Here is an 18,932-nt window from a genome sequence, read left to right on the forward strand (position 1 = left end):
GTCGCTCCCCTCACACCGTGTTGTCGCGCGAGACGCGCAGGTAGATCGCGGAGAACACCATGAGCACGATCATGAGCATCAGGCCGAGCGCGTTGCCCGCGTTGAGATTGCCGAAGTTGAAGGCGTACTGATACATGAGGTAGACGACGCTGACCGTGGCGTCCTCCGGGCCGCCGCCGGTGAGCAGGTAGGGCTCGATGAAGACCTGCATGGTCGCCACGATCTGAAGAAGCAGCATCACCAGCAGGATCAGCTTGGTCTGCGGAATCGTGACGTGCCAGATCCGCTTGAACAGGCCGGCGCCGTCGAGCTCCGCGGCCTCGTACAGCTCGCTCGGGATCGTCTGCAGGGCGGCGAGATAGATCAGCGTGCCGCTGCCCATGTTCATCCAGGTGGAGACGATGACCAGTGAGATCAGCGCGGTGCTCGTCGAGTTGAGCCACTGCAGGCCGGGCAGGTGGAACAGGTCCAGGACCTGGTTGAACAGCCCGTAGTCGGGGTTGTAGAACCACTGGAACAGCAGGACGCTCACCGCCGGCGGCAGCATGACCGGCAGGTAGACCACGAAGCGCAGGTAGGCCCGGGCGTGCCGCAGCTCGTTCAGGACGATCGAGGTGACGAAGGGGATCCCGTAACCGCACAGCAGGGCGAGCACCGTGAACAGCGCGGTGTTGACCCAGGCCGGTCCGAACGCCGGGTCGTTGACGACGGTGCGGAAGTTCTCCAGCCCCACCCATTTGGGCGGGTCCACGAAGTTGGTCTTCTGGAAGCTGAGGATGACCTCCCGGATCATCGGATACCAGGAGAAGAACGCGAAACAGATCAGAGCGCCACACAGGAAGCCGTAGGCGGTCACGTTGCGCCGCACGGCGCGCCGCAGTTTCGTCGGCTGCCGCCGCCTGCCGCTCCCTGCCGGGATGCTCGCTGTGGTCATCGTTGTGAATCCGATCTCGACGTGATTGCCGGGGCGCCGGCCGCGCAACGGTCACGGCCGCGGGCGGCGCCCCGGGTTAGGCCCGGATTATCAGGGCGCTCAGCCCTTCGAGGCCAGCAGGGAGTTGACCTTCGACTCGGCGTCGGACAGGAGCTGGTCGATGTTCGCGTCCTTGCGGGTCAGCACGGCCGACATCGGAGTGTCGAGGATCTTGTAGATCTCCTGGGCGTACGGCCCGGGCTCGGCCTTGGGCGGGATGCCCTTGGAGCCCTCCACCCATCCGGCGAACTGCGCGGGGTCGATGTTGGCGTTCGCCTTGCGCAGGTCGTTCACGGCCTGGCCGGACGGCGTGTCCGCGCCGTACAGGTCGGGGTACGGCTGGCCGACGGTGAGGTTCGCGCCCTTGGCCCGCACATAGTCGAACTGTCCCTTGCCGGGGGTGAGGAACTTGTACTCGATCCACTTGAGGCCGGCCTTGATCTGCTCCGGCGTGGCCTTCGGGTTGATCATGTAGCCGGCGCCGCCGTTGAACAGGGCTTTGGCCTCAGGCTGGGCCGTGATGGCGTAGTTCTCGAACTTGCCGCCGAAGTCGTTGCGGAGCGAGATGAGCACGTCGGGCGCGCCCAGCATCATGCCCATCTTGCCGCCGGCCATGCCCTTCATCAGGGCCGGCCAGTCGATGTAGAGCTGGGAGCCCATGCTGTTGTCGGCCCACCGCATCTGCTGGAGGTTCTCCAGCACGGCCTTGCCCTCAGGGGTGTTGAAGGCGGCCTTCTTGCCGTCGTCGGTGATGACCGATCCGCCGCGGCCGTAGATGGAGGCGGTGAAGTGCCAGCCGCCGACGTTGTTGCCGCTGTACTCGCCGTATCCGACGTAGCCGGGGCCGAGCCCGGCGATCTTCTTGGCGGCGGCCTGCACGTCGGCCCACGTCTTGGGCGGGTTGTTCGGGTCGAGACCGGCCTTGGTGAAGACCTCCTTGTTGTAGACGAGGCCCATGCCGTAGCCGTCGGTCGGCAGGCCGTAGATCTTGCCGTCCTTCTTGAAGAGGTCGATCGAGCTGTTGTAGTCCTGGAACGACTTGAGCTCGTTGACGTACGGCGTGATGTCGGCGGCCTGGCCGCTCTCGATCAGGCGGCCCACGTTGGGGAAGTTGACGTAGAACACCGTCTCGAGCTCGCCGCTCGCCAGCTTGGGCTCGAAGGTGCGCGGGTCGTAGCAGGGGAACGCGTCCGTGACCTTCGAGACCTTGATGTTGGGGTTCAGCTGCTGGAAGGCCGCCAGGTCCTCCTCGAAGGTCGCCCGCTCCGCCTTGTTCGTCTTCGGCGGCTCGCAGTTGACCGAGATCGACACCGGCCCGGCGCTGCCGGGCGCCGCGCTGGCCTTGTCTCCGCCGTTACCGCTGTCGTCGGTGCCGCACGCCGCGGCCGCTGCAATGGCAAGTCCCGAGACCAGCAGTATCGAGAGCTTGTGGGATTTCATCCTCGTTCCCTTCTGGAACCGCGCACCACGACCCGTCGAAGCACACGGCTCGGGGGCCGACTGGAGCGCCCCGATCCGCTCGGTTGCGAGAAACATACAGAGGCATGCAGGAGTGAGCAATAGTCCGTCATTAACTCTGCAAAAAAGTGACAGTGATCGGTCTGTCACCGGCATGCCGCGGGAAGCCCGGATGGTCGGGCAGGAACCGCAGCAGTTGGAGACGCGCGACGGCTCAGGCACCACGCGCTCACGATCCTGCTCTGGCTCGATGAGGCCGCACATGCCCAAGAGCCTGCTTTGGCTTGTTGAGGATGGACGCGCTCAAAGCGGGCGGGTGCTCCGGCCGGCCGTGATAGTCGCGGTCCGGTGAGCCGCGGGAGCGGCCATCGCGGGCGCGGTGGTACCTGGCACGGTCTTACGCCGGCCTCCGCACCCGCCCGCCCCGGCGCTCCGCGCTGATTGACGGTGCGCACAAACGTTCACCGGGAGCGAGGGAGCGGAGCGGAAGGGAGCGAGGACCGCAGCGAAGGCCCAGCGAAGCGGGCTTCGCGAGGACCGGAGGTTCCTTCCGGCGCAGTGACCGCCCCGCCCAAGGTTCGTGACAGCGACCGCCCCACCCAAGGTCCGTAACAGTGACCGGCCCGCCCAAGGTCCGTAACAGTGACCGGCCCGCCCAAGGTCCGTGACAGCGACCCAACCCCGCCCTAGGGTTCGTGACAGTGACCGGTCGGCCAAGGACATCCCGTCAGGAGCGGGGGGCGGGGGCGGTCGAGGCGCGTACGACCAGCTCGGGCTCGAACAGCAGCTCGTCCCCCGGCACCACGGCGGCGTCGATCTGCGCCACCAGCAGCTCGACGGCCGCCCTGCCCATCGCGTCGATGGGCTGGCGGACCGTGGTCAGCGGCGGGTCCACGCAGTTCATCAGCGCCGAGTCGTCGTAGCCGATGACGGAGACGTCCTCGGGCACCGACAGCCCCGCCCGGCGGGCCGCCCTGATCGCGCCGAGGGCGAGCACGTCGCTGGCGCAGATGATGCCGGTCACGCCCCTGGCGACCATGCGCGTGGCGGCGGCGTGCCCGCCTTCCAGCGAGAACATCGTGTGCTCGACGTGGTCGGGGTCGAGTTCCAGGCCGTTGGCGGCGGCGTACGCGCGAAACGCGGCGAGCTTGCGCTGGGACGGCACGTGGTCGGGCGGGCCGAGCAGCATCGCGACCTGGCGGTGCCCGAGCGCCATGAGATGCGCGAGCGCGATCTCGGCGGCGGCCACGTCGTCGCACGACACCTGCGGGAACCCGAGATGCTCGACCGCCGCGTTGACAAGCACGGTCGGCAGCTTGCGTTCGAGGACCCTGCGGTAGTGGCTGTGGGAGGCGTCCCCCTGGGCGTACAGGCCGCCGGCGAAGACCATGCCGGACACGTGCTGCTGGAGGAGCAGGTCCACGTAGTCGGACTCGGAGACACCGCCCACGGTCCGGGTGCACAGCACGGACGTGAATCCCTGCTGGGCCAGCGCGCCCCCCACGACCTCCGCGAACGCCGGGAAGATCGGGTTCTGCAGCTCGGGGAGGACCAGGCCGACGAGCCGGCCGCGGTCGCCGCGCAACTGGGTGGGCCGTTCGTATCCCAGCACGTCGAGCGCGGTGAGCACCGCCTCTCTGGTGGCGTCGGAGACGCCCGGCTTGCCGTTGAGCACGCGGCTCACGGTCGCCTCGCTCACGCCCACCTTTTTGGCCACTTCCGCAAGCCGTCGTGTCATGGACGCAACTATACGACAGCGAGCGCAAACGCTTTCATCCGCTTGCGCATGCGCTCACGAACAGCACGTCAAGCCCCTGCCTCGCCCTGGGATCGGGCCGGTGGGCTCTCCGCGTCGATCGCGATTCGCGCCACCGCCCAGCTGTTCCGGCGGACGCGCGGAGCGTTCCAGAGCGCGAGGGGCTGGGGTTACGTGGTGTCGTAACGCGCATGTCATCTTGCGATTTCTCGTCGCAATATTGCAGAAGGATGTTCGTCAACTTATCGTGTGGGCCACTCACCTTCTTCGGAGGTGTGGCGGTTCAGCGTCCACGCCGCATCTCCCGGGTCTCGCATGCAGAAAGGAACCTCATGAGAAGATCCGGAGCCGCCACCGCGGTGGCGGGGGCGCTGATCGCTCTGGGGAGCGTGGTGGCGTTCCCCGGGACGTCGTCGGCGGCGACATCGCCGTCGCCGTTCTCCGTCCCGGGAAGAGGCGCGACCGTGCCGTTCGCGGAGATCGAGGCCGAGGCCGCCGCGACCAACGGCGAGCAGATCGGCCCGGACCGCGTCTACACCCACCTGCCGTCCGAGGCGTCGGGCCGACGGGCCGTACGGCTCGACGCGCCGGGAGAGTACGTCGAGTTCACCCTGCCCAAGCCCGCCAACGCCATGACCGTGCGCTACAGCGTGCCGGACAACGCGGCCGGAACGGGCATCACGGCACCGGTGGACCTGAGGATCAACGGGACCAAGGTCAAGGACCTGCAGTTCACCTCCCGGTATGGCTGGTTCTACGGCGGCTACCCGTTCGGCAACACGCCCGGCGACAAGCCGCACCACTTCTACGACGAGACCCGGACGATGTTCGGGTCAACGCTGGCGGCGGGCACCAGGGTCAGGATCCAGGTGGCCTCCACCTCGGTCGCGCCGTGGGTCGTCGTTGACCTCGCCGACTTCGAGCTCGTGCCGGACGCGATCCCCCGGCCCGCCGGGTCGCTGTCGGTCGACGACTTCGGCGCCGACCGCGACGGCACGAGCGACTCCACCGCCGCCTTCCAGGCCGCCGTCGACGCCGGAAAGGCCCAGGGCAAGGAGGTCTACATCCCCGCCGGGACGTACACACTGTGGGATCACGTGGTCGTGGACGGGGTCACGCTGCGCGGCGCCGGGCCCTGGTACAGCGTGCTCACCGGCCGCCATCCCACCCAGCGCAACCGGGCCGTCGGCGTCTACGGCAAGTACGTCAGCGGCGGCGGCTACACCGGCGGGATCCGGCCGCACGAGGCAGGCGGGCCGAGCCGCAACGTCACCCTGCGCGACTTCGCGATCATCGGGGACATCACCGAGCGGGTGGACGACGACCAGGTCAACGCCCTCGGGGGCGCGATGACCAACTCGGTGGTCGACAACCTGTGGATCCAGCACACCAAGGTCGGGGCCTGGATGGACGGCCCGATGGACAACTTCACGTTGAAGAACAGCCGCATCCTCGACCAGACGGCCGACGGCGTGAACTTCCACACCGGGGTCACCAACTCCACGGTGACCAACACCTTCGTCCGCAACACGGGTGACGACGGCCTGGCGATGTGGCCCGACCGGATCGCCAACGCGAACAACGCCTTCACGTTCAACACCGTGGTCGCGCCGGTCCTGGCCAACAACATCGTGACGTACGGCGGCCGGGACATAAAGATCACCGACAACGTGGTCAGCGACACGCTCACCAACGGCGGCGGCATCCACGTCGCCAACCGCTATCCGGGGGTGAACTCCGGCCAGGGCACGGCGGTGGCCGGCACGATCACCGTCGCCCGCAACACCCTCATCCGGGCCGGCAACAGCGACTACAACTGGAACTTCGGCGTCGGCGCGATCTGGTTCGACGGCCTCAACGAGCCGATCAACGCGACGATCAACGTGACCGACACCGACATCATCGACAGTTCCTACGAGGCCATCCAGTTCATCGAGGGCAGCACCCAGACCGTCAACTTCTCGAACGTGAACATCGACGGCACCGGGACGTACATGATCCAGGCGCAGGCGTCGGCGAAGACGAGCTTCACCAACGTCCGGGCGGCCCACATCGGCGCGGGCGTCGCGATCCACAACTGCGTCGGCACCGGATTCGCCCCCACGTACGGCACGGGCAACTCCGGCTGGAGCCTGAGCTCCACCGTCTGCACCGGCCAGTGGCCCGCGCCGAACTACATCTACGACGGCGGCGACCCCAGCCCGAGCCCGTCGCCGTCCACCTCGCCCTCTCCCTCCTCCTCTCCCTCGCCCTCGCCCAGCCCGACGGCGTGCGCTCCCGGCAGCGGCGACCTCGCCCGGGGCAAGACCGTCACGGCGACGAGCAGCACCCAGACGTATGCCGCGGCCAACGCCGTGGACGGCGACGCGAACACCTACTGGGAGTCGGCCAACAACGCCTTCCCGCAGTCGATCACCGTGGACCTGTGCGCGGTGACGCCGGTCCAGCGGGTGGTGCTCAAGCTGCCGCCGAGCGCGGCCTGGGCCACCCGCACCCAGACGCTGACGGTCCTCGGCAGCACGGACGGCACGAACTACACCACGTTGTCTCCCTCGGCGGGCCGCACCTTCGACCCGGCCACCGGGAACACGGCGAGCATCTCCTTCACCACCGCGGACGTCCGCTACGTGCGGGTGACGGTCACCGGCAACACCGGCTGGCCCGCCGGGCAACTGTCGGCCTTCGAGGTGTACGGCACCGGCGGCACCCCCAGCCCGTCACCCAGCCCCTTGCCCACGGGGAACCTCGCCCGGGGCAGGACCGTCACGGCGACGAGCAACACCCAGACATACGTCCCGGCCAACGCCGTGGACGGCGACGCGAACACCTACTGGGAGTCGGCCAACAACGCCTTCCCGCAGACCCTGACCGTGGACCTCGGCGCGTCCGTCACGGTCGGGAGGGTGGTGCTCAAGCTGCCGCCGAGCACCGCCTGGGGCGCCCGCACCCAGACGCTGTCGGTCCTCGGCAGCACGGACGGGACGAACTACACCACGATCGCCGGGCCTTCGGGCTACACGTTCGACCCGGCGACCGGCAACACCGTCACCGTCACCGTGCCCGCCGCCGCCCGGCGCTACCTGCGGCTGAACGTCACCGGTAACACCGGCTGGCCGGCCGCGCAGATCTCCGAGTTCGAGGCGTACGCCTCGTAACCCGGAACGGGACGCCCGGAGGAGGAGTGGACGCCTCCTCCTCCGGGCTCCCCCACACAGCATGGCCCCCGGCAGGCCGTCAGGTTACGGGGACGCCGACGCGGCCGGTGGAGGAGCGGACGACCAGCTCCGGCTCGAACAACAGCTCGCCCGTCTGGACGGCGGCACCCTCGATCTGGCTGACCAGCAGCTCCACCGCGGCCCGGCCCATCGCCTCGATCGGCTGACGCACCGTCGTCAGCGGCGGGTCCACGCACGTCATGAGCGCGGAGTCGTCGTACCCGACGACGGACACGTCCTGGGGCACGCGTTTGCCGGCCCGCCGCGCCGCGCGGATGGCACCGAGGGCCAGCGGGTCGCTGCCGCAGATGATCCCGGTGACGTCCTGCCGCACGAGCTTCAGCGCCGCCGCGTGGCCGCCCTCCAGCGAGTGCATCGTGTGCTCGACCAGCTCGCCGCCGACGGCCCGGAACGCCTCCAGCTTCCGTGTGGACGGCATGTGGTCGGCGGGGCCGACGACGAGGCCGATCCGGTGGTGGCCGAGCGCGCGCAGGTGGCCCAGCGCCTGCTCCACGGCGATCGTGTCGTCGCAGGAGACGCGGGGGAAGTCCCAATGATCGGCCGCGGCGTTGACCAGCACAGTGGGCAGCCGCCGCTCGACCAGCCGCAGGTAGTGCTCGTGGACGACCCCGGTCTGGGTGTAGAGCCCCCCGGCGAAGACCACGCCGGACACCTGCTGCTGCAACAGCAGGTCCACGTAGTCGGCTTCGGAGATCCCGCCCACCGTACGCGTGCACAGCACGGGGGTGAACCCCTGCTGGGCCAGCGCCCCGCCGACGACTTCGGCGAACGCCGGGAAGATGGGGTTCTGCAGCTCGGGCAGGACGAGCCCGACCAGGCGGGCGCGCTCGCCGCGCAACTGCGTGGGCCGCTCGTATCCCAGCACGTCGAGAGCCGTCAGCACGGCCTCCCGGGTGGCCTCCGAGACCCCGGCCTTGCCGTTGAGGACGCGACTCACCGTGGCCTCGCTGACCCCGACCTTCTTCGCAACCTCCGCAAGCCGTCGCGTCATGGCGGCAAGCATACGACGCGGAGCGGCCGGGCCAAGGATCTTCGATGACACGGTTGCAAGCGGGCTGAAAGCGCCGTGAAAGAGGCGATTCCTAGTGTCTGCCGCGTTGCAGATCTCCCAGGAAGGCACCATGAACATCCTCAGGAACAGCCTCGCCGTCATCGCGGCGTCCGCCCTTCTCAGTCTGACCGCCGCCTGCAGCGGGAGCCAGACGGCCGTCTGCGAGGAGGCGAGCAAGGCGTTCACCGACTACAGCGGCAAGGCCGCCGCCGCGGCCGGCGACATCAAGGGCATCAACGCCGCGACCAGCGACCTGGCCGCGCAGCTGAAGGACCTGTCCGGCAAGGCGGACGGCGACCTGAAGGTGGCGCTCGCCGGCATGTCCGACTCGTGGGCGTCCTTCAAGATCGACCTGTCGGACCCGGCCGCCGCGACCAAGCTCGCCGAGTTCGGTCAGAAGGCCACCCAGGCGACGCAGGAGCTCGCCTCCGCCTGCTCCTGACCTCCAGTCCGCCGCGCGGCACCCTTACCCGCAGCGGAAGCGCATCGCAGATTCCCGGCCGGTTCAGCGATCCGGGCGGCGTGGCGCACCCCCGCCCCCGCCCGCACCGCCGTGGTCCGGCCGGGCCCGCGTACCCGGCATCACGGCCGGGGCCTCTTCGAAGCTCCACCGGTCAGCGCCGGGGGCGGGCGGGTGCGGAGGCCGGCGTAAGACCGTGCCAGGTACCACCGCGCCCGCGATGGCCGCTCCCGCGGCTCACCGGACCGCGACTATCACGGCCGGCCGGAGCACCCGCCCGCTTTTGAGCGCGTCCAGTGTCACAAGCCAAAGCACGCTCTTGGGCATGTGCGGCCCCCAACGAGCCAAAGCACGCTCTTCGGCATGTGCAGCCACAAACGATCCAAGCACGCTCGTGAGCGCAGTCCGGCCTCACGTCCCAGCAGGCCCAGGGGCGAAGCACCGTTCTTCCGGCGCCCCGCCGTCAGTATTCGAGCCCCCAGTCGTGGGCGCCGAGCGTGTAGGCGTCTCCCCTGGGCACCAGCCGCCGGCCGTGAACCAGCCGGTCGAGGCACCGCCGTACGTCGTCCTCCGGAAGCCCGGTCATTCCGACGACCTCGGCGACGGTCGCGCGCCGTTCCTCCACGTTGAGGGCGGCGACGGCCTCGTAGACCGTCATCTCCGCCGTCGTCATCTCCTGGACGTCTTCCAGGCTCTCCTCGTCAGGCACTCCGCTGTCTCGCCCCCTCACGCAGCCGCTCCGGATCGACCTGCCGGTCCGGATAGCGTTCGAGGTACTCGCCTTCCAGCTCCTGCGTCCGCGAGGTGTGGCGCTCCAGCGCGTCGTCCGACCCGTGGAAGAACGTCTCCGACCGGGTCTCGTGCAGGTGGCGCAACTCGCGGATCAGGTCCTCGTCGCCCAGGTCCCGCGGGTCGACTCCCATGGTCATGACGGTCCTCCCTCACACCTCTGTCGGCTTGTCCCACCGCTCGTCGGGGTTCTTGTCGTCTGGCTCCGCGTTGGGCGGATCCGTGGCGGACGGCGTCCACTCACCGGCGATATCCGGTTCTTCCTCGGTATCGATGTATCGGTCGTCTTCCCTTCGCATGCCAGGTCTCCTGCCCGGTGGAGCGCCCGCCATTCAGGACAGGTCGAACTCCCCGCCCTTGACCCCTTCGATGAACGCCTCCCACTCGCCGGGGGTGAACATCAGCCGCGGCCCCTGGGGATCCTTCGAGTCGCGCACGGCGACGCCGTCACGCAGGCGCGCCACCTCCACGCACTGGTTGCCGACGGTGTTCGAGCGCGCCGCCTTGCGCCAGACCGCGCAGGCCAGGTCGTCCGCCGCTACGAGTCCCCTCATCGTCCTGCCATCTCCTTCTCGACCGAAATGATCATTTCCATGGACTTCTCCGGGCCGAGCGCGGCGGCACGAAGATGATCGAAGACCTGCACGTATCCGCGGATCTCCGCCGGATCCTCCAGGTAGAGCTCGCCGCTCATGTTCTCCAGCAGCACCACGTCAGCGTCGCCGGGATCGGGGAAGGCCAGGATCGCCATCGAGTTGCCCATGCCGAGGTAGGCGCCCGCGTCGAACGGCAGCACCTGCACGGTGACGTTCGGCTGGACGGCCGGCTCCCGCAGCCTGCGCAGTTGCTCGGCCATCACGGGCGGGCCGCCCACCGGCCGGCGCAGCGCCGCCTCGTCGACGACGGCCCACAGCTCCAGGGGAGCGGGCCCGGTCAGGCGCCGCTGGCGCTCCATCCGGGCCGCCGCCCGCCGCTCGATCTCCGCCGGGTCCTTGACCAGGGCGGCGCCGATGACCGCGCGGGCGTAGTCCTCGGTCTGCAGCAGCCCGGGAACCAGCAGCGGCTCGTAGTTGCGCACCGACGACGCCTCGGCCTCCAGCCCGACGTACGGCCCGGGCAGGACGTCGTCGTAGGCGCGCCACCATCCCCGCCGGGCGGCGTCCCTGGCCAGCGCGACCAGCGCCTCCCGTTCCGAGCCCTCGACCTCGTAGAGGTCGAGCAGATCGCGGATGGTCCGGGTTTGCGGGCGCGTGTGCCCGGCCTCGATCCGGTACACCGTGGAGACCGCCACGCCGAGCCGCCGCGCGACCTCCTCGCGGACGAATCCGGCTTCACGCCGCAGACGCGTCAGCTCACCGGAAAGCCGGCGGAGCCGGACTGTAGGGCCGCCCACTCCCCTCATGAGCCGAACTCTCCCTTTCGCCGCAAAAGGAAACTATGCAATCGTGCATTCGCCATATTGCGTAGGCGTTTTGCAAAGTGCAGGATGAACGAAGTCTTGCACGACCTCGAATCGCCATCGGCAGACGGGTGCACAGGGAGTTATCACGGGATGACAATTCTCAACCTCTCGGGGAGAATCGCGATCTCACGCCCCTTCTCGGGAGACCCGTCCCAAGTGCGGGCCGCCCGGCGGTTCGTGGCGAGCCGTCTCGGCGACGGCCACCCCTGCCGCGACGACGCCGTGCAGCTGATCGGCGAGCTGGTCGCCGAGTCCCTGCGGCACGCCGTGTCGTGCGAACGCCCCCCGGGGTACGGCGTGTCGGTCCTGGCCACGCCCGCCGCGGTCCGCGTCACGTTGTCGACCCAGGGCTGCGGGTGCTGGACGTCTCCCGAGCTGACGCCGGGCCGCGGCGTCCATCTCGTGGACCTGTTCACCCGGCGCTGGGGGGTGTCCGCCAGCCGCACGGGGGTCTGCGTATGGTTCGAGCTCGGGCACGAGGCCGCCGTACCGCCGCCCAGGGCTGTGGAGAGCGAGAGCACGACGACGGCCTGAGCGCCGATCCGCATCGCCAGGGCCCAGACCGGTGAGAAGCAGAACGAATTTCTGGCCGGATCCGGGGTAGACGGGCGCCATATCTTCCGGAGAAGGGGACGATATGGCGCAAATAAGCACCGACATTCCCGCGCGGCTGGATCGGCTCCCCTGGGCCCGCTGGCACTGGCTCGTGCTCATCGGTCTCGGCACCGTCTGGATCCTCGACGGGCTCGAAGTGACCATCGTCGGGGTCATCGGCCCCCGGATCACGGATCCGAGCAGCGGGCTTGGACTCACCGACAGCGAGGTCGGGATCGCCGCCGGCGTGTACGTCGCGGGAGCCTGCCTTGGCGCTCTCTTCTTCGGCCACCTGACTGACCGGTTCGGGCGCAAGAAGCTCTTCCTGGTGACGCTCGCCATCTATCTGGTCGCCACCGTGGCCACGGCCTTCTCGCACGACGCCTGGTACTTCTACCTGTGCCGGTTCTTCACCGGCGCCGGCATCGGGGGCGAGTACGCCGCGATCAACTCGGCGATCGACGAGCTCATCCCGGCCCGCGTGCGCGGCACGGTCGACCTGGTGGTGAACGGCTCCTTCTGGCTGGGCACCGCGCTCGGCGCGCTCATCGCGATCCCGGCGCTCGACACGAGCCTGCTGCCTGCCGATCTCGGCTGGCGCCTGCTGTTCGGCCTGGGCGCCATCCTCGGCGTGGGGATCCTGCTGGTCCGCAGAACCGTGCCGGAGAGCCCACGCTGGCTGTTCATCCACGGCCGCGGAGAAGAGGCCGAGGAGATCGTGCGGGAGATCGAGACGAAGGTCCGCGAGGAGAGCGGCAAGACGCTCGAACCCGCCCACGGGGAGATCAGGATCAACCAGCGGACGCACACCCCGCTGACGGAGGTGGCGGCCACGCTGCTGCGCCGCTATCCCAAGCGCACGGCCGTCGGCCTGTCGCTGTTCATCGGTCAGGCGTTCCTCTACAACTCGATCTTCTTCACGTACGCGCTGGTGCTGTCGAAGTTCTTCAAGGTGCCGGACGGCAGCACGCCGTGGTACCTCGTCCCGATCGCGATCGGGAACTTCCTCGGCCCGGTCCTGCTCGGCCGGTTCTTCGACACGATCGGCCGCCGGACGATGATCGCGGGCAGCTACGTGCTGTCCGGCCTGCTCCTGCTGGGCACCGCCGCGCTGTTCGACGCGCAGGTGCTGACCCCGGTGACCCTCACGGCCTGCTGGATGGTGGTGTTCTTCTTCGCCTCTGCGGGGGCGAGCAGCGCCTACCTGACGGTCTCGGAGATCTTCCCGATGGAGACCAGGGCCCTGGCGATCGCGCTGTTCTACGCGGTCGGAACCGGGCTCGGCGGCATCATCGGACCGGTGCTTTTCGGCCGCCTGGTGGAGAGCGGGGTCGTCGGCAACGTCGTGGTCGGCTACATCATCGGCGCCGCCCTGATGATGGCGGCCGGGCTGGTGCAGTGGTTCATGGGCGTGGAGGCGGCCAGGCGCTCGCTGGAGGACATCGCCGCCCCGCTCAGCGCGGAGCAGCGCCAGATGGTCTGACCGGGCATACCGGTACGGCTCGCGCCTTCGAGGCATGAGCCGTACCGGCCGGGTGTCCCACGGCTCTCTTGGGTATCAACCCCATCAGATGCGCACATAAGGCGCATCCTCGTACATTCGGGGGAATCATGGCTGACGACGCTCAGAAGAAGAAGCCCGCGAAGTCGACCGGCAAGGCGAAGAGGACGGCCATCAAGGAGGCCCGCTCCGCGAAGCAGGCGAAGAAGGCCAACCGCCCCGCCGAGGGCGCGAGCGAGTGACGGCCGCACGGCCGGTGCCACCATGATCCGGGCCGGGCCCACCGCGGCCCGGCCCTCCTCCTTCACGACCTTCCACGTCCCGCTCCGGCCCGCCGCGCGAGCGATCACGCACTGAGCGGTCCCCGGATGCGATGCCTCCCTCCGTACTGGATACTCGGAAGGCCACAGCGCCGATCTTGTCAGCAACTGGAGGGCCGCCCGTGAGGCTTGGAGTCGTCTTCGACCGCGATCTCCCGCCGGAGTCGCTGCCGCGGTTCGCCGGGGAACTCGACGGCACGGCGGTCTCCGACCTGTGGGTGGTCGAGGACCTCGGCTGGACGGGTGCGATCTCCTCGGCCGCGACGGCACTGGCCGCGACCTCGCGCCTGCGCGTCGGCATCGGCATCACCCCGGCGCCTCTGCGCAATCCGATGCTGCTGGCGATGGAGCTGGCCAACCTCGCCCGCCTTCACCCCGGGCGGCTGGCCGCGGGGATCGGGCACGGCGTGCAGGCGTGGATGCGTCAGGTGGGCGCCGCCGCCGCGTCGCCGCTGTCGCTGCTGGAGGAGACGATCACGTCCGTACGGGCGCTGCTGCGCGGCGAGACCGTCACCCTGCACGGACGCGAGGTGAGCCTGGACGGCGTCCGCCTCGTCCACCCGCCGGCCGAGCCGCCGCCCGTCCTCGCCGGAGTGGTGAGCCCGCGCTCGCTCGCACTGTCGGGGCGGGTGGCCCAGGGCACGATCCTCCCCGAGGGCCTCGCCCCGGAGCGGTTGCGGTCGATGATCGAGCGGATCGGCGCGACCGGTGATCACGAGGTGGTGGCGTTCATCCACCTCTACGTCGGCGACGACGCGCGCGAGGCCATGCGGCAGGCGGCGGAGGAGCAGGCAGGGTTCCTGCAGGTGGCGCCGGAGGAGGTCGTCATGGCGGCGGGTTCGCCGGAGGAGGCGTCCGCGCAGGTCAGGGCGCTGTGGGAGGCGGGCGTTTCCACAGTCGCCGTCCGCCCGGTGGGCGCCGACCCGCTCTCCCACGTCCACAAACTGCTGTCCGCTCTCTGACCCGCCGCACGGCGCGGGGGACGAGCCCCGAACCCGGCCGCGGGCGTGACATTTGTCCCGGGAAGAACAGGATCGGGTCCACTGCACCGGGACGCGGACGATCGGGCAGAGTTGAGGCGTGGACACCCCGACCCTTCGACCCCCTCAGCACCGCGTGAGCCGTACCGCCATCTGGTATTGGACCGCGCGGGCTGCCCTCGGCTGGCTCGTCCTCCTCGCCGCCCAGGTGGCCTGGCTCGTGGCCGACCGCCACGGGAGCGCCCTGCCCGTCACCGCGCACGTGGCCGGTCTCGTCGTCACCGCCGTCGTCGCGGTGGCGCACGTCACGGTCATGCCGCAGTGGCGTTACCGGGTGCACCGCTGGGAGGCCACGTCCGCGGCCGTCTTCACCCAGTCGGGCTGGTTCAAGCAGGAGTGGCGCATCGCCCCCGTCTCCCGCATCCAGACCGTGGACAGCGAGCGCGGCCCGCTGGAGCAGATCTTCCGCCTGGCCAACGTCACCGTCACCACCGCCTCCGCCGCCGGCCCGCTCAAGGTCAGCGGCCTCGACCGGGACACGGCCCAGCGCCTGGTCGCGGAACTCACCGCCACCGCGCAGGCGACGGCGGGTGACGCGACGTGATCGACGCCGTCGAGACGGCCTTGACCTGGCGGCGGCTGAGCCCGCGCATGCTGGTGGTCCACCCGTTCCAGGAGGTCGTACGGGCCGCCCCGGCGCTGCTCGGCCTGCTGGTCGCGGGGTCGAGCAGCGGCGGGCAGGGCCATCTGTGGAGCATCGCGGGCGTCGGCCTCATGGTCGTGCTCGGCATGCTCCGCTGGTTCACCACGACCTACCGCATCACCCCGGAGCACGTGCAGGTGCGGCGCGGCCTGCTGACCCGCAAGGTGGTGACCGTGCCCCGCGACCGGGTCCGCACGGTGGACGTCACCTCCCACGTGCTGCACCGCGTGCTCGGCCTGGCCCGGGTCGAGGTGGGGACGGGCACGTCGGAGCGCAGGCACGAGGGCCGGCTCAAGCTGGACGCGCTGACCGCCGCCGAGGCCGCCCGCCTGCGCGTGGAACTGCTGCACCGCTCTCCCCTCGCCCCCGTCGCCGCTGCCGCGGCGTCCCCCACGGCGTCCCCCGTGGCGCCTCCCGCCGGGAGCACGCCGGCCGCGGAGACCGAGCTCGCGCGGATGCGCCCCGAGTGGGTGAGGTTCGGGCCGTTCACGATGTCCGGGCTCGTCACCGTGGGCGTCGTCGCCGGGTTCCTGTCCCGCCTGGTCTCGGAGGGCAACGTCGACCTCGGCAGGGTCGGGCCCGTCCAGGAGACCTGGCGGTGGTTCAGCGCGATGTCGCTCCCGCTGGAGATCGCGACGGTGGTGCTCGTGCTGGTGGTGTTCGTGAGCGTCGCCTCCACGCTCGGCTACGTCGTGGCCTTCGGCAACTTCCGGCTGACCCGGCACGCCGAGGGCACCCTTCACGTGACCCGGGGACTGCTGACCACCCGGGCCACCACCATCGAGGAACGGCGACTGCGCGGGGTCGAGGTGAGTGAGCCGCTGCTGCTGCGCGCCGTACGCGGGGCCCGCCTGTCCGCGGTGACGACCGGCCTGCGGTCGGCGCAGGGCTCCCAGCGCGGCGGATCGCTGCTGCTGCCGCCCGCCCCGCGCGCGGACGCCGTGTCGGTGGCCCGGCTCGTGCTCCCCCGTGTCGCCGGTGCCCCCTCCGCCTCCGCCGCCTCCGAAGCCTCGCCGGTCACCGCGGATCTGACCGCGCACGGCCCGGCCGCGCTGCGCCGCAGGTTCACCCGGGCGTACGGCGTGCACGCGCTGGTGCTGGCCGCGCTGCTCGCGCTGTGGTGGGGGGCCGGGCTGCCCTCGTGGACGTGGATCACCGCCGCCGTCCTGCTGCCGCTGACCGCCCTGCTGGCCGCCGACCGCTACCGCTCGCTCGGCCACGCCCTGACGTCCGGCTATCTGGTCACCCGCTGGGGCTCGCTCGCGCGCCGCCGGGTGGCGCTGGAGTGCGACGGCGTCATCGGCTGGAACATCGAACGGTCGTTCTTCCAGCGCCGGGCCCGCCTGGCGACGCTGACGGCGACCACGGCGGCGGGCAAGCAGGGGTACCAGGTGCGCGACATGGACCTCGCCGAGGCGCTGCGCCTGGCCGCCGCGGGCACCCCGGGCCTGCTCGATCCGTTCCTCGTCGAGACTGTGTCGCCCCTGTCGCCTAATAGCATGTAATGCCCGATAAGACCGGTTGCACCTAGGAGTTGGATTGTCCCGCTACGGCCAGATGTTCGGCCCCGACATCACGTTCCTCGGCGTCGAGCGGTGCGACCTCGACGACCCGGCCGGCTACGCGGACGCCGACGTCGTCATCCTGGGCGCGCCGTTCGACGGCGGCACCTCCCACCGCCCGGGTGCGCGCTTCGGCCCGAACGCCATCCGGCAGACCTGCTACCTCCCCCACGACGGCTCCCGCCCGAGCCTCGCGCTGCGCGTGGACGCGCTCAAGGACCTGCGGGTGCTGGACGCCGGAGACGTGGAGACCTACGCCGGGGACATCGAGGGCAGCCTGCGCGCGATCGAGGACGCGGTTGCCACGATCGCGGCCTCCGGGGCGATCCCCGTCGTCCTCGGCGGCGACCACACGATCGCCCTGCCCGACGCGACCGGCGTGGCCCGCCATCACGGCTTCGGCCGCGTCTCGATGATCCACTTCGACGCGCACGCCGACACCGGCGACATCGAGTTCGGCCACCTGCACGGCCACGGGCAGCCGATGCGGCGGCTCATCGAGTCGGGGGCCATCCGGGGCGACCGCTTCCTGCAGGTCGGCCTGCGCGGCTACTGGCCGGGGCCGGAGATCCTCGACTGGATGGCCGGGCAGCGCATGCGGTCGTACGAGATGACGGAGATCGTCGCCAGGGGCCTCGACGAGTGCCTCACCGAGGCGTACGCGATCGCGCTCGACGACTGCGACGGGGTCTACCTGTCGGTCGACGTGGACGTCTGCGACCCGGGCCACGCGCCGGGCACCGGCACGCCCGAGCCGGGCGGCCTGTCGGCCCGCCAGCTCCTCGACGCCGTACGCAGGACCTGTTACGAGCTGCCCGTCGTCGGCCTGGAGATCGTCGAGGTGGCCCCGCCGTACGACCACGCGGACATCACGGCGTACCTCGGCAACCGGGTCGTCCTGGAGGCGCTGTCGGCGATCGCCCGCCGCCGCAGGGACGCCGCCGACGGTACGCGCTGGGACCCCACACAGCCCCTCCTCGACGGCCGCTGACCCGCCTCGGGCAACCGGCGCCTGTCGGACATTTCCACCAAAGGCCGGGAGGCGATCTGGTAGGCATGGTCGCGTGACGCGATCGAGAACCGCCGCCGTCCTGGCCGTCGCCGCCGTGCTCCCGGCGCTCCTGACCGGCTGTTCGGACCTGAATCCCGGCTCCTCCCGGCCGTCGGCGCGGACCGAGGGCACGTCCACGGGAGCGGACGCGACGCGCGAGACGACCTTGGAAGCGGCGCGGGAAACGTCCAAGACGGCGCGGAGGACGGTCCCGGCACGGCGGGCGGCCGCCGCGCCGGTGCGGGTGCCCGCCGGCGTCACGGCCGGATACGCCGTGGTCGACGTGACCACGGGCAAGACGGTCGCCCAACGGCAGGCGCACCACCGGTTCCGGTCGGCGTCGGTGGTGAAGATCCTCATCGCCGCCGACTACCTGGAGCGGCACAAGGGGACGATCCCGGCCGGGGACCTGGCGCTCCTCACGCCCATGCTCCGCGGCAGCGACGACGACGCGGCGACGGCCCTGTGGCGGCGCGGCGGCCAGGGCGAGATCGTACGACGGATGGCACGCAGGATCGGCCTGACCGAAACCTCCCCGCCGCCCGCCGCCAAACCCGGCTTCTGGGGCTATACCGCCATCAGCGCGGCCGACATCGCGCTCGTCTACCGGTATCTGCTGCGGCGGGCCGAGCCCCGCGTCCGCGACTTCGTCCTCGGCAATCTGCGCAAGGCGTCCCAGTGCGCCCGCGACGGTTTCGACCAGTTCTTCGGCATCCCCCGCGCCGTTCCCCGGCCCTGGGCGATCAAGCAGGGCTGGTCCGGGTATGGCGCGGTTCCTCCCGTCAAATGCACCCGCGCGAGGACGGCGTCGTACCGTATCGCACCGGTCACAATGGGCGGCAACCCGGTTGATTTCGGCCGTCCGGTGCTCCACACTACTGGCGTGATCGGCGACCGGCTGATCATGGTGGTGCTCACCCTGCAGCCCTCGGGGGCGTCCTTCACGCAGTCGGCCGAGCGGGTGACGAAGCTGGCGAGAGACCTCTATCTCAGCGTCGCCTAGCGGTCCGGTTCGTAGGGGAGGGACCGTTCCGTT

19 protein-coding genes are annotated in these 18,932 nt (G+C 70.3%); 10 read left to right on the plus strand and 9 right to left on the minus strand.

Going from position 1 to position 18,932, the window contains the following annotated elements; all coding sequences use genetic code 11:
- Positions 1-10: 10 nt before the first annotated feature.
- The 3 genes from ACQEVJ_RS35470 to ACQEVJ_RS35480 form a co-directional block, all read right to left on the minus strand.
- A complete protein-coding gene (locus ACQEVJ_RS35470) occupies positions 11-934 on the minus strand; it encodes a carbohydrate ABC transporter permease (protein WP_433108794.1) in 924 nt (307 codons plus the stop codon).
- Between the two features lie 99 nt (positions 935-1,033).
- Positions 1,034-2,413 (minus strand): extracellular solute-binding protein, encoded by a 1,380-nt coding sequence (locus ACQEVJ_RS35475; protein WP_433108796.1) that lies wholly within the window; start codon positions 2,411-2,413, stop codon positions 1,034-1,036.
- Positions 2,414-3,158: 745 nt separating this feature from the next.
- Complete coding sequence (locus ACQEVJ_RS35480) at positions 3,159-4,169, minus strand: LacI family DNA-binding transcriptional regulator (RefSeq protein WP_079319737.1); 1,011 nt, start codon at positions 4,167-4,169, stop codon at positions 3,159-3,161.
- Positions 4,170-4,519: 350 nt separating this feature from the next.
- Between ACQEVJ_RS35480 and ACQEVJ_RS35485 the strand changes: the two genes are divergently transcribed.
- Complete coding sequence (locus tag ACQEVJ_RS35485) at positions 4,520-7,342, plus strand: discoidin domain-containing protein (RefSeq protein ID WP_433108799.1); 2,823 nt, start codon at positions 4,520-4,522, stop codon at positions 7,340-7,342.
- A 79-nt stretch (positions 7,343-7,421) separates the two neighbouring features.
- On the opposite strand, the gene ACQEVJ_RS35490 is transcribed toward ACQEVJ_RS35485, so the two are convergent.
- Positions 7,422-8,414 carry a LacI family DNA-binding transcriptional regulator gene (locus tag ACQEVJ_RS35490; RefSeq protein WP_433108801.1) on the minus strand — a complete coding sequence of 331 codons (993 nt, stop codon included), beginning with the start codon at positions 8,412-8,414 and terminating at the stop codon, positions 7,422-7,424.
- 130 nt (positions 8,415-8,544) lie between these two features.
- Between ACQEVJ_RS35490 and ACQEVJ_RS35495 the strand changes: the two genes are divergently transcribed.
- Complete coding sequence (locus tag ACQEVJ_RS35495; protein WP_433108803.1) at positions 8,545-8,916, plus strand: hypothetical protein; 372 nt, start codon at positions 8,545-8,547, stop codon at positions 8,914-8,916.
- Between the two features lie 481 nt (positions 8,917-9,397).
- Here ACQEVJ_RS35495 and ACQEVJ_RS35500 read toward each other — a convergent pair whose 3' ends face one another.
- The 5 genes from ACQEVJ_RS35500 to ACQEVJ_RS35520 are packed head-to-tail and all read right to left on the minus strand — an operon-like array spanning position 9,398 to position 11,125.
- Positions 9,398-9,643 (minus strand): hypothetical protein, encoded by a 246-nt coding sequence (locus ACQEVJ_RS35500; RefSeq protein WP_433108805.1) that lies wholly within the window; start codon positions 9,641-9,643, stop codon positions 9,398-9,400.
- Entirely contained in the window at positions 9,636-9,863 is a 228-nt protein-coding gene (locus ACQEVJ_RS35505; protein ID WP_079319741.1) for a DUF6158 family protein, read from the minus strand. The genes ACQEVJ_RS35500 and ACQEVJ_RS35505 overlap by 8 nt, the downstream gene beginning before the upstream one ends.
- A gap of 12 nt (positions 9,864-9,875) precedes the next feature.
- Positions 9,876-10,022 (minus strand): hypothetical protein, encoded by a 147-nt coding sequence (locus tag ACQEVJ_RS35510; protein WP_179155478.1) that lies wholly within the window; start codon positions 10,020-10,022, stop codon positions 9,876-9,878.
- A gap of 33 nt (positions 10,023-10,055) precedes the next feature.
- Positions 10,056-10,277: a DUF397 domain-containing protein gene (locus tag ACQEVJ_RS35515; protein WP_433108808.1), complete on the minus strand. Its 222-nt coding sequence runs from the start codon at positions 10,275-10,277 to the stop codon at positions 10,056-10,058.
- On the minus strand, positions 10,274-11,125 hold the full coding sequence (locus ACQEVJ_RS35520; protein ID WP_433108810.1) for a helix-turn-helix domain-containing protein: 852 nt from the start codon (positions 11,123-11,125) through the stop codon (positions 10,274-10,276). The genes ACQEVJ_RS35515 and ACQEVJ_RS35520 overlap by 4 nt, the downstream gene beginning before the upstream one ends.
- 150 nt (positions 11,126-11,275) lie before the next feature.
- On the opposite strand from ACQEVJ_RS35520, the gene ACQEVJ_RS35525 reads away from it, so the two are divergent.
- The 8 genes from ACQEVJ_RS35525 (at position 11,276) to ACQEVJ_RS35560 (ending at position 18,899) form a co-directional block, all read left to right on the plus strand.
- Positions 11,276-11,719 carry an ATP-binding protein gene (locus ACQEVJ_RS35525; RefSeq protein WP_433108812.1) on the plus strand — a complete coding sequence of 148 codons (444 nt, stop codon included), beginning with the start codon at positions 11,276-11,278 and terminating at the stop codon, positions 11,717-11,719.
- Positions 11,720-11,822: 103 nt separating this feature from the next.
- Complete coding sequence (locus ACQEVJ_RS35530) at positions 11,823-13,262, plus strand: MFS transporter (protein ID WP_433108814.1); 1,440 nt, start codon at positions 11,823-11,825, stop codon at positions 13,260-13,262.
- 128 nt (positions 13,263-13,390) lie between these two features.
- Positions 13,391-13,522, plus strand: coding sequence for a hypothetical protein (locus tag ACQEVJ_RS35535; protein ID WP_256863183.1), 132 nt, complete (start codon positions 13,391-13,393; stop codon positions 13,520-13,522).
- A 200-nt stretch (positions 13,523-13,722) separates the two neighbouring features.
- Positions 13,723-14,562 carry an LLM class flavin-dependent oxidoreductase gene (locus ACQEVJ_RS35540; protein WP_433108816.1) on the plus strand — a complete coding sequence of 280 codons (840 nt, stop codon included), beginning with the start codon at positions 13,723-13,725 and terminating at the stop codon, positions 14,560-14,562.
- A 118-nt stretch (positions 14,563-14,680) separates the two neighbouring features.
- Positions 14,681-15,184 (plus strand): PH domain-containing protein, encoded by a 504-nt coding sequence (locus ACQEVJ_RS35545; protein ID WP_433108818.1) that lies wholly within the window; start codon positions 14,681-14,683, stop codon positions 15,182-15,184.
- A complete protein-coding gene (locus ACQEVJ_RS35550) occupies positions 15,181-16,788 on the plus strand; it encodes a PH domain-containing protein (RefSeq protein ID WP_433108821.1) in 1,608 nt (535 codons plus the stop codon). The genes ACQEVJ_RS35545 and ACQEVJ_RS35550 overlap by 4 nt, the downstream gene beginning before the upstream one ends.
- Before the next feature lie 34 nt (positions 16,789-16,822).
- Positions 16,823-17,836, plus strand: coding sequence for an agmatinase (gene speB / locus ACQEVJ_RS35555; RefSeq protein WP_433108823.1), 1,014 nt, complete (start codon positions 16,823-16,825; stop codon positions 17,834-17,836).
- 73 nt (positions 17,837-17,909) lie between these two features.
- Positions 17,910-18,899: a hypothetical protein gene (locus tag ACQEVJ_RS35560; protein WP_433108824.1), complete on the plus strand. Its 990-nt coding sequence runs from the start codon at positions 17,910-17,912 to the stop codon at positions 18,897-18,899.
- Positions 18,900-18,932 lie beyond the last annotated feature (33 nt).

The organism is Microbispora sp. CA-102843 (assembly GCF_050936215.1).
Lineage (GTDB): Bacteria > Actinomycetota > Actinomycetes > Streptosporangiales > Streptosporangiaceae > Microbispora.